Source organism: Pseudomonas sp. efr-133-TYG-5 (genome assembly GCF_030209175.1).
In the GTDB taxonomy this organism is placed as follows: domain Bacteria; phylum Pseudomonadota; class Gammaproteobacteria; order Pseudomonadales; family Pseudomonadaceae; genus Aquipseudomonas.
In genome coordinates, this window is the sequence record NZ_JARVSM010000001.1 from 2,336,134 (window position 1) to 2,349,495 (window position 13,362).

At 62.5% G+C, this 13,362-nt stretch carries 13 protein-coding genes; 7 read left to right on the forward strand and 6 right to left on the reverse strand.

Annotation, left to right across the window (positions count from 1 at the left end):
* Positions 1-183 precede the first annotated feature (183 nt).
* The 5 genes from QRN70_RS10660 to rlmF all read left to right on the forward strand — a co-directional run bounded on the left by QRN70_RS10660 (position 184) and on the right by rlmF (position 6,797).
* Complete coding sequence (locus QRN70_RS10660; RefSeq protein ID WP_285417547.1) at positions 184-1,674, forward strand: leucyl aminopeptidase; 1,491 nt, start codon at positions 184-186, stop codon at positions 1,672-1,674.
* Positions 1,675-1,734: 60 nt separating this feature from the next.
* Complete coding sequence (locus QRN70_RS10665) at positions 1,735-2,163, forward strand: DNA polymerase III subunit chi (RefSeq protein WP_285417548.1); 429 nt, start codon at positions 1,735-1,737, stop codon at positions 2,161-2,163.
* An 8-nt stretch (positions 2,164-2,171) separates the two neighbouring features.
* Positions 2,172-2,579, forward strand: a complete 408-nt coding sequence (locus QRN70_RS10670) for a DNA polymerase III subunit chi (protein ID WP_285417550.1) — start codon at positions 2,172-2,174, stop codon at positions 2,577-2,579.
* A gap of 128 nt (positions 2,580-2,707) precedes the next feature.
* A complete protein-coding gene (locus QRN70_RS10675) occupies positions 2,708-5,554 on the forward strand; it encodes a valine--tRNA ligase (protein WP_285417552.1) in 2,847 nt (948 codons plus the stop codon).
* A gap of 223 nt (positions 5,555-5,777) precedes the next feature.
* Entirely contained in the window at positions 5,778-6,797 is a 1,020-nt protein-coding gene (gene rlmF, locus QRN70_RS10680; protein ID WP_285417553.1) for a 23S rRNA (adenine(1618)-N(6))-methyltransferase RlmF, read from the forward strand.
* A gap of 189 nt (positions 6,798-6,986) precedes the next feature.
* Here rlmF and QRN70_RS10685 read toward each other — a convergent pair whose 3' ends face one another.
* Positions 6,987-7,268 (reverse strand): HU family DNA-binding protein, encoded by a 282-nt coding sequence (locus QRN70_RS10685; protein WP_285417555.1) that lies wholly within the window; start codon positions 7,266-7,268, stop codon positions 6,987-6,989.
* 541 nt (positions 7,269-7,809) lie between these two features.
* Here QRN70_RS10685 and yejK point away from each other — a divergent pair.
* A complete protein-coding gene (yejK, locus tag QRN70_RS10690) occupies positions 7,810-8,814 on the forward strand; it encodes a nucleoid-associated protein YejK (protein ID WP_285417556.1) in 1,005 nt (334 codons plus the stop codon).
* Positions 8,814-9,164, forward strand: a complete 351-nt coding sequence (locus QRN70_RS10695; RefSeq protein ID WP_285417557.1) for a glutaredoxin family protein — start codon at positions 8,814-8,816, stop codon at positions 9,162-9,164. Before yejK ends, QRN70_RS10695 begins: the two co-directional genes overlap by 1 nt.
* 59 nt (positions 9,165-9,223) lie before the next feature.
* Here the strand turns inward: QRN70_RS10695 and QRN70_RS10700 are convergent, their stop codons facing one another.
* The 5 genes from QRN70_RS10700 to QRN70_RS10720 form a co-directional block, all read right to left on the reverse strand.
* Positions 9,224-10,159: a glutathione S-transferase family protein gene (locus tag QRN70_RS10700; RefSeq protein ID WP_285417558.1), complete on the reverse strand. Its 936-nt coding sequence runs from the start codon at positions 10,157-10,159 to the stop codon at positions 9,224-9,226.
* Between the two features lie 84 nt (positions 10,160-10,243).
* The gene (locus tag QRN70_RS10705) at positions 10,244-10,546 is read right to left on the reverse strand and encodes a GIY-YIG nuclease family protein (protein ID WP_285417559.1); all 303 of its coding nucleotides are present in this window, start codon (positions 10,544-10,546) and stop codon (positions 10,244-10,246) included.
* Between the two features lie 39 nt (positions 10,547-10,585).
* Entirely contained in the window at positions 10,586-11,056 is a 471-nt protein-coding gene (locus QRN70_RS10710) for a nuclear transport factor 2 family protein (RefSeq protein WP_285417560.1), read from the reverse strand.
* A gap of 208 nt (positions 11,057-11,264) precedes the next feature.
* The gene (locus tag QRN70_RS10715) at positions 11,265-12,551 is read right to left on the reverse strand and encodes a CynX/NimT family MFS transporter (protein WP_285417561.1); all 1,287 of its coding nucleotides are present in this window, start codon (positions 12,549-12,551) and stop codon (positions 11,265-11,267) included.
* Positions 12,541-13,200: a FadR/GntR family transcriptional regulator gene (locus tag QRN70_RS10720; RefSeq protein ID WP_285417562.1), complete on the reverse strand. Its 660-nt coding sequence runs from the start codon at positions 13,198-13,200 to the stop codon at positions 12,541-12,543. Before QRN70_RS10720 ends, QRN70_RS10715 begins: the two co-directional genes overlap by 11 nt.
* Positions 13,201-13,362: the final 162 nt, after the last annotated feature.

Here is a 13,362-nt window from a genome sequence, read left to right on the forward strand (position 1 = left end):
CACACTCATCCAGGCGCGTAATCGGTTGCAGATCGGCCAACCGAGGGTTGTCAGGCGCGGCCGGCGAGGTTCAAACTGCCGCCTTTGTCGCAGGCGCTGGCCTGCGTCTCTCCATTTATAAGCAGGCGCCTGCGCACAGCGTCGGACGCCTGCGTGTTGACCCATTCATTCAGGGATCCGGACATGGAACTGGTTGTAAAAAGCGTTAGCCCAGAAACGTTGAAAACCGCCACCCTGGTGGTTGCCGTCGGCGAAGGCCGCAAACTCGGCGTCGCCGCCAGTCAGGTCGACGAACTGAGCGGCGGCGCGATCAGCGCCGTGCTCAAGCGTGGCGACCTGGCCGGCAAGGTCGGCCAGAGCCTGCTGCTGCACAGCCTGCCGAACCTGAAAGCCGAGCGCGTGCTGCTGGTCGGCGTGGGCAAGGACGAAGAACTGGGCGACCGCCCGTTCCGCAAGATCGTCGCCGGCATCCTCAATACCCTCAAGGGCCTGGGCGGCAGCGATGCCGTGCTGGCGCTGGATGAAATCATCGTCAAGGGCCGCGACAGCTACGGCAAGACCCGCCTGCTGGCCGAAACCCTGGTCGATGGCGGCTACACCTTCGACCGGTTCAAGAGCCAGAAGGCCGAACCGCGCGCCCTGAAGAAAATCACCCTGCCGACCATCAAGGCCGCCCAAGCCGAAGTGCAGCGTGCCGTGACCCACGCCACGGCGATCGCCAACGGCATGGCGTTCACCCGCGACCTGGGCAACCTGCCACCGAACATCTGCCACCCGACCTTCCTCGGCGAGCAGGCGAAGAACCTCGGCAAGGAATTCAAGGACCTCAAGGTCGAAGTCCTCGACGAGAAGAAGATCAAGGCCCTGGGCATGGGTTCGTTCTACGCTGTCGGCCAGGGCAGCGCCCAGCCGCCGCGCCTGATCGTCATGCAATACAACGGCGGCAAGAAGTCTGAGAAGCCGTATGCGCTGGTCGGCAAGGGCATCACTTTCGACACCGGCGGCATCAGCCTCAAGCCTGGCGCCGGCATGGATGAAATGAAGTACGACATGGGCGGCGCTGCCAGCGTGTTCGGCACCCTGCGTGCGGTGCTCGAGCTGAAGTTGCCGATCAACCTGGTGTGCATCCTCGCCTGCGCCGAGAACATGCCGAGCGGCCACGCTTCGCGTCCGGGCGACATCGTCACCACCATGAGCGGCCAGACCGTCGAAATCCTCAACACCGACGCCGAAGGCCGTCTGGTGCTGTGCGATGCGCTGACCTACGCCGAGCGCTTCAAGCCGCAAGCGGTGATCGACATCGCCACCCTGACCGGCGCCTGCGTGGTTGCCCTGGGTGCACACACCTCCGGCCTGCTGGGCAACAACGACGAACTGATCGGCCAACTGCTGAGCGCCGGCCAGGCTGCCGACGACCGCGCCTGGCAGCTGCCGCTGTTCGACGAATACCAGGAACAACTGGACAGCCCGTTCGCCGACATCGCCAACATCGGCGGGCCGAAGGCCGGCACCATCACCGCCGCGTGCTTCCTGTCGCGCTTCACCAAAAACCTCAACTGGGCGCACCTGGACATCGCCGGCACCGCCTGGACCAGCGGCGGCAAGGACAAGGGCGCCACCGGCCGTCCGGTGCCACTGCTGACCCAATACCTGCTGGACCGCGCCAAGGCCTGAAACCGATGAACCTGGGCGGCGCCGCCTTTCGCTGGCGCCGCTCGAGGCTCAGGAACCGCAATGACCAAAGTCGACTTCTATATCCTGCCCAGCGCCGATCCTGCCGCACGGCTGGACTTCGCCTGCAAGCTCACCGAAAAGGCCTGGCGCATGGGCCACCGCATCTACCTGCATTGCAGCGATGCCGCCCAGCGCGACGACCTCGATGCACGCCTGTGGGCCTTCAAGGGCGAAAGCTTCGTGCCCCACGGCCCCGCCGACAGCGAACCGGACGGCACGATCGTCCTGGGTCTGGGCGAAGACTGCGGCCAGCACCAGGATCTGCTGGTCAACCTTGACCTGAAAGTGCCGGCCTTTGCCAGCCGCTTCGCCCGGGTGGCGGAAGTGGTCGTCGAAGACCCGGCAATCCGTCAGGCCGCACGGGAGAGTTTTCGTTTCTACCGGGAACAGGGCTATCCTCTGCAAGACCACCGTTTACAGCGACTCTGAGTACGCCGATGGACACTCCAAAACCGCTGCAAAAGCCTGTGCACCTGCTGGACGACCTGGAGTCGATCCGCCAGTTGCTCGGCGATGACAACCTGCAACCGCCGCTGCTGACCGATACGGTCGATGATGGCGAACAGGAACAGATTCCCATGCTGTTCGAAGCCGTCGGCCATGAGCCGCCAGCCATCGCAGCGCCACCCGCACCCGCCCCGACGCCCGCCGCACAACCTGCCGCGCCGGTGGACAAAGGCCCGGATGCCTTGCTGCACCTGGACGCCGAACTGCGCGCCGCCGCGCAATTGATCATGCAGGATGTGATCGACGACTTTGCTCCGCACATCGAAACCGAAATCAAGCGCCGCCTCGAGGCGCGCATGGAACGGCTCCTCGCCGCCGCTACGAGCGGCAAGCCTTAAGCTGCAAGCCAGCGCGAAAACATGGCGGCCACTCGCTTCTTGCAGCTTGTGGCTTGTAGCTTGCAGCGGCCCCCACGGCTATACTTCCCGGCTTTTCCTGAATAAATGCCAATAGGGTCCCGCCGCGCATGGATAAGACCTACCAGCCGCACGCCATTGAAACTTCCTGGTACAACACCTGGGAGTCCGAGAACTACTTCGCCCCGCAAGGCGCGGGCGACTCCTACACCATCATGATCCCGCCGCCGAACGTCACCGGCAGCCTGCACATGGGTCACGGTTTCAACAACGCGATCATGGACGCGCTGATCCGTTTCCGCCGTATGCAGGGGCGCAACACCCTGTGGCAACCGGGTACCGACCACGCCGGTATCGCCACGCAGATGCTGGTGGAACGCCAACTCGAAGCCCAGGGCCAGAATCGCCACGACCTGGGCCGGGAAAAATTCCTCGAGAAAGTCTGGGAGTGGAAGGATCAGTCCGGCGGCAACATCAGCCGGCAGATCCGCCGTCTCGGCTCGTCCGTCGACTGGAGCCGCGAGCGCTTCACCATGGACGACGGCCTCTCGGAAGCGGTCAAGGAAGCCTTCGTACGCCTGCACGAAGACGGCCTGATCTACCGCGGCAAGCGCCTGGTCAACTGGGACACCAAACTGCACACGGCGATTTCCGACCTCGAAGTGGAGAACCACGACGAGAAAGGCTTCCTGTGGAACCTGAAATACCCGCTGGCCGACGGCGCCAAGACCGCTGAAGGCAACGACTTCCTGATCGTCGCCACCACCCGTCCGGAAACCATGCTCGGCGACTCCGCCGTGGCCGTTAACCCGAACGATGAGCGCTACAAGGCCCTGATCGGCAAGTTCGTCGAGCTGCCCCTGGTGGGCCGCCGCATCCCGATCATCGCCGACGATTACTGCGATCCGGAATTCGGCACCGGCTGCGTGAAGATCACCCCGGCCCACGATTTCAACGACTACGAAGTCGGCAAGCGCCACAACCTGCCGCTGCTGAACATCTTCGACAAGAACGCCAACGTGCTGCCGGCAGCGCAGGTGTTCAACCTCGACGGCACGCTGAACGACAGCATCGACGGCAAGATCCCGGCCGAGTACGCCGGGCTGGAGCGCTTTGAAGCACGCAAGCAGATCGTGGCCGCGTTCGACGCCGCCGGCCTGCTGGTCAGCGTCGACGATCACAACCTGAAAGTGCCGAAAGGCGACCGCTCCGGCACCGTCATCGAGCCGTGGCTGACCGACCAGTGGTACGTCTCCACCAAGCCGCTGGCCGAGCCGGCGATTGCTGCCGTGGAAGACGGCCGCATCCAGTTCGTGCCGAAACAGTACGAAAACATGTACTTCTCGTGGATGCGCGACATCCAGGACTGGTGCATCAGCCGTCAGCTGTGGTGGGGCCACCGCATCCCGGCCTGGTATGACGAGTCGGGCAAGGTCTACGTCGGTCGCGACGAAGCCGAAGTGCGTGCCAAGCACAACCTCGGCGCGGACGTCGCGCTGCAGCAGGACAACGACGTGCTCGACACCTGGTTCAGCTCGGGCCTGTGGACGTTCTCCACCCTGGGCTGGCCGGAACAGACCGAGTTCCTGAAGAAATTCCACTCCACCGACGTGCTGGTCACCGGTTTCGACATCATTTTCTTCTGGGTTGCCCGGATGATCATGCTGACGATGCACCTGATCAAGAACGAGGACGGCACCCCGCAGGTGCCGTTCAAGACCGTTTACGTGCACGGTCTGGTGCGTGATGGCCAGGGTCAGAAGATGTCCAAGTCCAAGGGCAACGTCCTTGACCCGCTGGACATCATCGACGGCATCGAGCTCGAAGCCCTGGTGCAGAAACGCACCTCCGGCATGATGCAGCCGAAACTGGCGAAGAAAATCGAGAAGCAGACCCGCGACGAGTTCGCCGACGGCATCGCCAGCTACGGCACCGACGCCCTGCGCTTCACCTTCTGCTCGCTGGCTTCCACCGGCCGCGACATCAAGTTCGACATGGGCCGCGTCGAGGGCTACCGCAACTTCTGCAACAAGATCTGGAACGCTGCGCGCTATGTTCTGGACAAGGGCGAAGACTGCGGCCAGAACGGTGAAGCCTACGAGCTGTCGCTGGCCGATCGCTGGATCATCTCGCAGCTGCAGCGCACCGAAGCCGAAGTGACCCGCCAACTCGATCAGTTCCGCTTCGACCTGGCGGCACAGGCGCTGTACGAGTTCATCTGGAACCAGTACTGCGACTGGTACCTGGAACTGTCCAAACCCGTGCTGTGGGACGAGAACGCGCCGGTCGAGCGTCAGCGTGGCACCCGTCGCACCCTGGTGCGCGTGCTGGAAGTGGCGCTGCGTCTGGCGCACCCGTTCATGCCGTTCATCACTGAAGAAATCTGGCAGCGCATCGCGCCGCTGGCCGGTATTCAGGGCAAGACGATCATGCTGCAACCGTGGCCGGTGGCCAACGAAGAGCGCATCGATCCGGCGGCCGAAGACGACATCGAATGGCTCAAGGGCCTGATGCTCGGCACGCGCAACATCCGTGGCGAGATGAACATCGGCCCGGGCAAGCCGCTGCCGATCTACCTGAAGAACGTCAGCGCCGAAGACCAGCGTCGCCTGACCGAGAACGAAGCGCTGCTGAAGAAACTGGCGCGTCTGGAATCGATCACCGTGCTGGCGGCCGGCGAAGAAGCACCGCTGTCCGCCACCGCGCTGGTGGGCGAGATGGAAGTGCTGGTGCCGATGGCCGGGCTGATCGACAAGGGTGCCGAACTGGCGCGCCTGGACAAGGAAATCCTGCGTCTGCAGGGCGAAGTCCAGCGGGTGGGCGGCAAGCTGTCCAACGCCGGTTTCGTCGACAAGGCGCCGGCCGAAGTCATCGACAAGGAACGCGCCAAACTGGCCGAGGCTGAACAGGCCCTGGGCAAACTGGCCGAGCAGCACGCGCGGATTTCCAGCCTGTAAGGGCAAGCCGCAATCAAAGAGGGAGGCCAAGTGGCCTCCCTTTTTCATTCCAGAATCCCCACGAATTCCCTGTGGGAGCGAGCCTGCTCGCGAAAGCGCTGTGTCAGTCGACTGATCTGCCGGATGTGTAACCGTCTTCGCGAGCAGGCTCGCTCCCACAGTGTTGCCGTCAGATGTGGGACAATGGCCGCCACTTTCAGCCATACCCGAATCGAACACAGCCATGAACGCCCCCCGCACACCGAAACCTGCGCGCAAGAAGCCTGATGCCGCGACCCCGGCCAAAGCCGCCGAGCCGCGTGAAAAGGCCAGCCTGCACCCGCGCAATCGCCATCAGGGTCGCTATGACTTCCCGGCGCTGATCAAAACCACACCGGAACTGGCGAAGTTCGTGATCACCAACCCGTACGGCAAGGAAAGCATCGACTTCGCCAGCCCCGACGCGGTGCGCGTGTTCAACCGGGCGTTGCTCAAGGCGTTCTACGGTATCCAGCATTGGGACATCCCGGCCGATTATCTGTGCCCGCCGGTGCCGGGCCGTGCCGACTACATCCACTTCCTGGCTGACCTGCTGGCCAGCCACAACGACGGCGTGGTTCCGCGCGGCGCCATCGTCAACGTGCTGGACATCGGCATGGGCGCCAACTGCGTTTACCCGCTGATCGGCAACAGCGAATACCGCTGGCACTTCCTCGGTTCGGAAATCGACCCGACGGCCGTGGCCGCCGCCCGGGCCATCGTCCAGTCCAACGGTCTGAACAAGGTGATCCAGCTGCGCCAGCAGGAAAACCGCAAGCACATCCTGATCGGCTTGCTGGAGCCGGGCGAGCGCTTCGACCTGACCATGTGCAACCCGCCGTTCCACGCTTCGATGGAAGAGGCCACCAAGGGCAGCGAGCGCAAGTGGCGCGCGCTGGGCAAGGCCGATCCGAAACGCAAACTGCCGGTGCTCAACTTCGGTGGCCAGTCCGCCGAGCTGTGGTGCGAGGGCGGCGAAGCACGTTTCGTCACGCAACTGATCGCCGAGAGTGCGAACTTTGCGCACAAAGTGCTGTGGTTCAGCACGCTGGTGTCGAAAGCCTCGAACCTGCCCGCCATAGAAACCGCGCTGAAGAAGGCCGGTGTCCTGGAAAGCCAGGTGGTGGAGATGTCTCAGGGACAGAAACAGAGCCGTTTCGTGGCGTGGACCTTCCAGACCAAGTCCGAGCAGCAGATCTGGCGGCGCGAGCGCTGGGTGCGCTGAGACACTGCTGATCCCCTGTGGGGCGCGAGCCTGCTCGTGAAAGCGTTGGATCAGTCACCTTCGATATTGACCGACCTACCGCTTTCGCGAGCAGGCTCGCTCCCACAAGGGGTAAGGGCCAATTGCCAAATCGCAGGCACAAAAAAACCGTGCCCGGATCACTCCGGCGCACGGTTTTTTTTGCTGTTCTTACTTGTTGATGCTGTCGCTCAGCACTTTGGCTGGAACGAACTTGACCACTTTCTTGGCAGCGATTTCGATGGCAGCGCCAGTCGATGGGTTACGGCCAGTACGGGCAGGACGCTCGGTCACTTTCAACTTGCCGATACCTGGCAAGGTGATTTCGGCACCGTTTTCCAGCTGATCGGCAACGATTTGGCCCAGTTGCTCCAGAGCGTTACGCGCGGTGGTTTTCGGCGCGTCGATAGCTTCAGCGATGTCGGAGATCAGTTGGTCTTTAGTAAGAGCCATGTAGTGTTCCTTCCCTATCAAATTCATATGGATTGCAGAGTGCAGTGTCAGCCATCGAGCCCGATCTTCTGGATCTGGCACCCTCGGCGATAACCACGACGAGTCGGGTTATAGATGCCGAAATCAGGGTTTGGTTCGACCTGACAAATGCTGATTGCACGCTTAACGCAGTGACTTCGCGTAAGACCGGGCAAAACTAGCACAGAGACAAGGAAATATCCGCCTCTAGCTAGCCAAATGGTCAGGTTTATTGCGCTAAATCGGTAAATAAATGCATAAGGCCGGGCTCTTGCCGCGAATTCGCCCTTCAACCCCGTAATTACGCTGGCGCAGGCGGGAATTTCCAGCCGCGTCATCTATTCAGCAGCGGCCGAAGGCTCAGGCTTCGATCAGAGGCGCTTTTGATCTGGTTTTGCAAAATCGCAGTCAAAAGATCGCAGCCTCGGGCAGCGCCTGCAGCGAGCCTCGCCCGGAGATTGCGGTACACTGGGCGCTTTTTCGGGGGAGCGCGCCCTCCTCCCTGCCACCAGCCGAGAAGCCCATGCCGATCCGTCATTGCATCGTCCACCTGATCGACAAAAAACCCGACGGCAGCCCCGCGGTTCTGCACGCCCGTGACTCCGAACTGGCGGAGTCCGCGGCTATCGAGAACATGCTCGCCGACCTCAACGAAAGCTATAACGCCAAGCAGGGCAAGGCCTGGGGCCTGTTTCATCCGGAGTCCGGGGCGTTTCCGTTCAGCGGCTGGCTGAAGGACTATCTCGACGGTGGCCAGGATTTCACCGCGTTCAGCCGGGTGGCGGTCGAGCACCTGCAAAAACTGATGGAAGAATCCAACCTGTCGGTGGGCGGCCACGTGCTGTTCGCCCATTACCAGCAAGGCATGACCGACTACCTGGCGATCGCCCTGCTGCACCACAGCGAAGGCGTCGCGGTGACCGACGAGCTCGACGTCACCCCGTCGCGCCACCTCGACCTCGGCCAGTTGCACCTGGCGGCGCGGATCAACGTTTCCGAGTGGCAGAACAACAAGCAGTCCAAGCAGTACATCTCGTTCATCAAGGGCAAGAACGGCAAGAAGGTCTCGGAATACTTCCGCGACTTCATCGGCTGCCAGGAAGGCGTCGACGGCCCCGGCGAGACGCGCACCCTGCTCAAGGCCTTCAGCGACTTCGTCGAAAGCGAGGACCTGCCGGAAGACTCCGCCCGCGAGAAAACCAAGACCCTGGTCGACTACGCCAGCAGCCAGGCCAAGCTCGGCGAGCCGATGGGCCTGGAAGAACTCTCGGAACTGATCGACGAAGATCGGCCGAAAGCCTTCTACGATCACATCCGCAACAAGGACTACGGCCTGTCGCCGGAGATCCCGGCGGACAAGCGCACGCTCAACCAGTTCCGCCGCTTCACCGGCCGCGCCGAAGGCCTGTCGATCAGCTTTGAAGCGCACTTGCTGGGCTCGAAGATCGAGTATGACGAAGAGGCCGGCACCTTGATCATCAAGGGTCTGCCGACCTCGCTCACCGATCAGTTGAAGCGCCGCAACTGATGCTCGGCAATGTGCTGAAAAAAGTTGCCCTGGTGCTGCTGGTGGTTGTCGTCTATCAGAACTGGGGCAAGATCGAGCGGCTGTTCAACCCGGCGCAGATGGTGGCCGAGCAGGTTCGCGCCAACGCCAATGTCGTGCTCTACGCCACCGACTGGTGCGGCTACTGCAAGCAGACCAAACGTTTTCTCGACAGCAAGGGGATTGCGTTCAAGGAGTTCGATATCGAGAAGGATGCCGAGGCGCGCAAGGCGTATGAGGCGCTGGGTGGACGCGGGATTCCGTTGATCGACGTGAATGGCACGTTGATTCGCGGGTTTGACCCGGATGAGATCCTGGCGGCCTTGAAGTAACAGCCCGATCAGCAGCTCGCCGCCTGCAAAAGATCAGTGCAGGCGACGAGCTTGTGCTTTCAGCGTGCTTCGATGCGGAAACCAAAGCGCGGGAAGTGCACATGCACCACACCGCCACGCTCGTCTTCGCGACGCAGGATCAGCTCCTCGCTGCCGGCAAACAGCAACTCGCCGACCACCGGATCAACCCCGTAGTCCGTCGCGGCAATCGCCACCTGCTTACCCGCCTGGAAGCCGTTGGGTTCGACAAACGACTCCTCCGGCAACGCCGCCGGTGTCGACTGACGCGCGACCTGCAGCGCCTCCTCCGCCGACATCTCGCTCGCCGCACCGTGTCCGAAACCGAGCACGCGCGCCAGCCATGCCGCCACCGCCGGATAGGCGTCGACCAGCGGCGCCGTCACCGGCGTAGCCTTGAGGAACCACAGCGGGTGGGCCAGGGCGAAGTCGGCAATCGAGGGTTCGCCGAACAGGAAGTCGCCCTGTTCGCGCTGCAATTGCAGCTCCAGGCGCGCCATGATCGTCGGCCATTGATGCTTGGCCTGCTCGGCCGACAACCGCGTGGCACTCCCACCACTGAACAGCCCGGCACGGTCGGCCAGAAAGGCCTTGATCGCCTCCGGCGGCAATTTGCCGAAACGCACAGCAACGGATTCCGGTTGAAACACCAGACTGACCGCATGCTGGAACACCACCGAATCGGCCCACGCGGCGAAACTGGCGACGATCATTTCCTGACCTTCCGGGAAGAACGCCGGCTGCGCTTTCTCCTGCTCCAGACGGCGGGCGATCAGTGCAGTGTCGCAATAGATGTCGGCGCCGATCTGCAGCACCGGGGTCTTGCGGTAGCCACCGGTCAGGGCGGTCAGGTCAGGCTTGGGCATCACCGGCGAGATATGCACCGAGCGCCAGGACAAGCCTTTGAAGCCCAACAGCAGCCGGGCCTTTTCGGCAAAGGGAGAAGTCGGATAGTGGTGCAGGATCAACTCGGACATGCTCGGCTCCGCCGCACAGAAAGTGAGCCCGCAGCTTAGCGTGCATTTGCATAGCAGCCTACAGATCTGCCTGATGGGAACCGATCAGTCAGATTGATAAGACGCCACCAGGCATTCCTTGGCACTCTTCCTGAGCTTTTTGATCAGCCGCTCCTGGCGCAGCGCATCGCTTTTGTCGCGGCAGCGTTCGGTGTAGACCAGGGCCATGGCCGGACTGGACAGAAAGAAGCGTGCGCCCTTGCCGCTCTGGTGCTTGGCGAAGCGCCGCACGGGATCATCGCTGATCCCGCAGTACAGCGAACCGTTGGCGGCACGCACGAGGTAGACGAACCAGGACTTGCTCGCTGGAACGTCGGCATCGAGAGGTTTTTCGCTGGGGCTGGTCACTTGATGATCAGGGTGCGTAGGAAACAGGCCGCGATCTTATCAGCGACTTGCCTGAAATGCCTTCAGCCCTTTCAAGGCCTGGGCGCGCACGGCGTTGCGCACCAGCGGCGTCCAGCCGAGCAACAAGCCCTTGAAACCCAGGGCCTGACGCGACCAGCGCCATAGGTCGAAATGGTCATGGTGTTCGCAGATCTTGCCATCACGGAATACGAAACGTGCCTGGATATCGTTGATCACCACGTTGCCGGTCTGGCTGAACAGGTAAGTCGCCACCCAGTGCACACCGCCGCTGCGCTCGTCGGCGCGGACATTGTCGAATGTCAGGGAGAAATCCTTGGCCCGCGTGGTGAGCATGCGCCACATGTCGCCGGCATCACGTCCGCGCAGCTCGCCGAAGGCCGGATCGCTGAACACCACGTCGTCGGTGTAGCAGGCGGCCATGGCCTCGGCGTCGAGGCGCTGGAAGGCCTGGTAGAAGCGGGTGATCAACGCGGCGTGGGCTTCACTCATGGGCAAACTCCAGAAAATGGACAGATTGCCAGCACGATAAGCTGCAAATCGCAGAAACACTATCGGCATTCGCGCAACAAATACCAAACAAGAGCGGCAAACACTCTGAAACCTGTGGGAGCGAGCTTGCTCGCGAAAGCGGTGAATCAGTCGCCCTCAATCTTGACTGACCCACGGCTTTCGCGAGCAAGCTCGCTCCCATGTTTCGTCAGATCTTTTCGCTTTGCACTTGCACGTACAGCGCCCGGCCGGCACCTAGCCCGGCAATGATCGCACCGGTGCCGATGATGCCGAAAATCCAGCCCACGGCGTTCCAGCCTCCGGTCCAGTCATGCACCACGCCGACCGCAAACGGCCCCATCGAGGCCAGGGTATAACCGAAACCCTGGGACATGCTCGACAGGTTGGCCGCGACATGCGAATCCCGCGAGCGCAGCACGATCAGGGTCAACGCCAGGCTGAAGGTACCGCCCTGCCCCAGCCCCAACAGAATCGCCCAGCCCCACAGCCCTTCAATCGGTGCATACAGGCAACCGAACAACCCGCCCAGGGTCAGCGCCATCACCACCACGATTGCCAGACGCTGATCCTTGCCACGGGTCGCCAGCCAGGGTGCCGCCAGCGAACTGGCGAGCTGGATGATCACCGAACCGGACAACACCAGACCGGCCTGGGTCGGGGTCAGTCCGCGCCCGATCAGGATCGACGGCAACCAGCCAAAGACGATGTAGGCCAGCGACGATTGCAGGCCCATGTACAGCGTCACCTGCCAAGCCAGCGGATCGCGCAGCAGACCGCGCACCCGGTAGGCGACATTGTGCGCGCCGTGTTTCTGCCCGACCTGCGGCAGCCAGAACAGCGCCGCCACCAGCGCCGGAATCACCCAGAAACCCAGGCCCATGGCCCAACTGTGGTCGAAGTGCTCGCTCAACGGCACGGTCGAACCCGCGGCCATCGCCGCGCCCAGGCACAGGGCCATGGTGTAGACGCCGGTCATGGTTCCGGCGTGCCTGGCGAAGTCGCGCTTGACGATCCCCGGCAGCAACACACCGATGATGCCGATGCTCGCGCCCCCGAGAATGCTGCCGGCGAACAGGCCGATTTCAGCGAAATGGCTGCGCAGAATGATGCCGCCCGCCAGGGTCAGGAGGATGCCGAGCACCACCCTTTCAGCGCCAAACCGCCGCGCCAGGATCGGCGCCAGCGGCGCGAACAGCCCAAGGCACAGCACCGGCAGCGTGGTCAGCAGTCCGGCCTGGGCAGCCGACAGGCCAAGGCTTTTCGACACCTCGCTGAGCAGCGGCGCCATGCTCGACAGCGCCGGGCGCAGGTTCAGTGCCACCAGAATCAGCCCCAGCAGCAACAGCCACGGCCGGCGTACCAGCGGCTGGCTCTGCTGCACTTGCTCGTCGTCGGCCTCGGCGTCGATCAGCAGTTCTTCAAGTTCGGCAACTCTTTTGGAGGTGGTCAGGTTTTTTTCGCGTTCAAGGTTCATTGATCAACTGTCTCGATAGGGCTTTGGCCCGCTCCGGGTCGCGTTGTTCGACCGCATCGAGCAACTCGATGTGCAGATCGAACACTTCCTGACGGCGCGGGACGATGTTCAGGGTCTGGCGCAATTGCGCGCCGACAATGCTGGAGAAATAGCGATACAGCTCGCTGAGCGTCGGGTTGTGCGCGGCGTCCACCAGACGGCGATGGAACACCAGATCACAGGCGATGTAGGTGTCGAGATCGCCGTGGTAATGACTGCCGCTGGTGCCCAGCGCTTCGCGCAGGGCGAGCAGATCCTCATCGGTGCGCCGCAGCGCGGCCAGGCCGATCGCTTCGACTTCGAGGATGTGCCGGGTCTCGCGCGCCTGCTCCAGCGAGCAGCGGGACAACGCCTTGAGCGTGTCCAGCGGATCGACCACCGCGCGCAGATAACTGCCATCGCCCTGGCGGATTTCGATCAACCCGGAGAACGCCAGCACGCGCATGGCTTCCCGCACGGTGTTGCGGCTGATACCGAGTTCGGCGCTCAGCTCGGGTTCGGTCGGCAGTCGCTGGCCGACCTGCCACACGCCATCGGTAATGCGCTGACGCAACTGATCCAGGGCCTGATCGACCAGGGATCGCTTAACCAGTGGAGAGATTTCTGACATAGGATTCGCCCTATCATCCAATCATAGGATGAATTTCCTGACATCTTAGTCAGCTGAGGCGCCCCCTACAACCCCGCGCACAAGCAGAGATATCAATCCTACTTACCAAACGGTGAAAACCGCTGAAAGCCGCCGTAATTTCCCACAATGGGCAGTAACAAC

What these genes read in the sequence shown, in the direction of transcription:
- QRN70_RS10660 (WP_285417547.1), top strand. Translation starts at nt 184, where the DNA reads ATGGAACTGGTTGTAAAAAGCGTTAGCCCAGAAACGTTGAAAACCGCC.
- QRN70_RS10665 (WP_285417548.1), top strand. Translation starts at nt 1,735, where the DNA reads ATGACCAAAGTCGACTTCTATATCCTGCCCAGCGCCGATCCTGCCGCA.
- QRN70_RS10670 (WP_285417550.1), top strand. Translation starts at nt 2,172, where the DNA reads ATGGACACTCCAAAACCGCTGCAAAAGCCTGTGCACCTGCTGGACGAC.
- QRN70_RS10675 (WP_285417552.1), top strand. Translation starts at nt 2,708, where the DNA reads ATGGATAAGACCTACCAGCCGCACGCCATTGAAACTTCCTGGTACAAC.
- rlmF (WP_285417553.1), top strand. Translation starts at nt 5,778, where the DNA reads ATGAACGCCCCCCGCACACCGAAACCTGCGCGCAAGAAGCCTGATGCC.
- QRN70_RS10685 (WP_285417555.1), bottom strand. Translation starts at nt 7,268, where the DNA reads ATGGCTCTTACTAAAGACCAACTGATCTCCGACATCGCTGAAGCTATC.
- yejK (WP_285417556.1), top strand. Translation starts at nt 7,810, where the DNA reads ATGCCGATCCGTCATTGCATCGTCCACCTGATCGACAAAAAACCCGAC.
- QRN70_RS10695 (WP_285417557.1), top strand. Translation starts at nt 8,814, where the DNA reads ATGCTCGGCAATGTGCTGAAAAAAGTTGCCCTGGTGCTGCTGGTGGTT.
- QRN70_RS10700 (WP_285417558.1), bottom strand. Translation starts at nt 10,159, where the DNA reads ATGTCCGAGTTGATCCTGCACCACTATCCGACTTCTCCCTTTGCCGAA.
- QRN70_RS10710 (WP_285417560.1), bottom strand. Translation starts at nt 11,056, where the DNA reads ATGAGTGAAGCCCACGCCGCGTTGATCACCCGCTTCTACCAGGCCTTC.
- QRN70_RS10715 (WP_285417561.1), bottom strand. Translation starts at nt 12,551, where the DNA reads ATGAACCTTGAACGCGAAAAAAACCTGACCACCTCCAAAAGAGTTGCC.
- QRN70_RS10720 (WP_285417562.1), bottom strand. Translation starts at nt 13,200, where the DNA reads ATGTCAGAAATCTCTCCACTGGTTAAGCGATCCCTGGTCGATCAGGCC.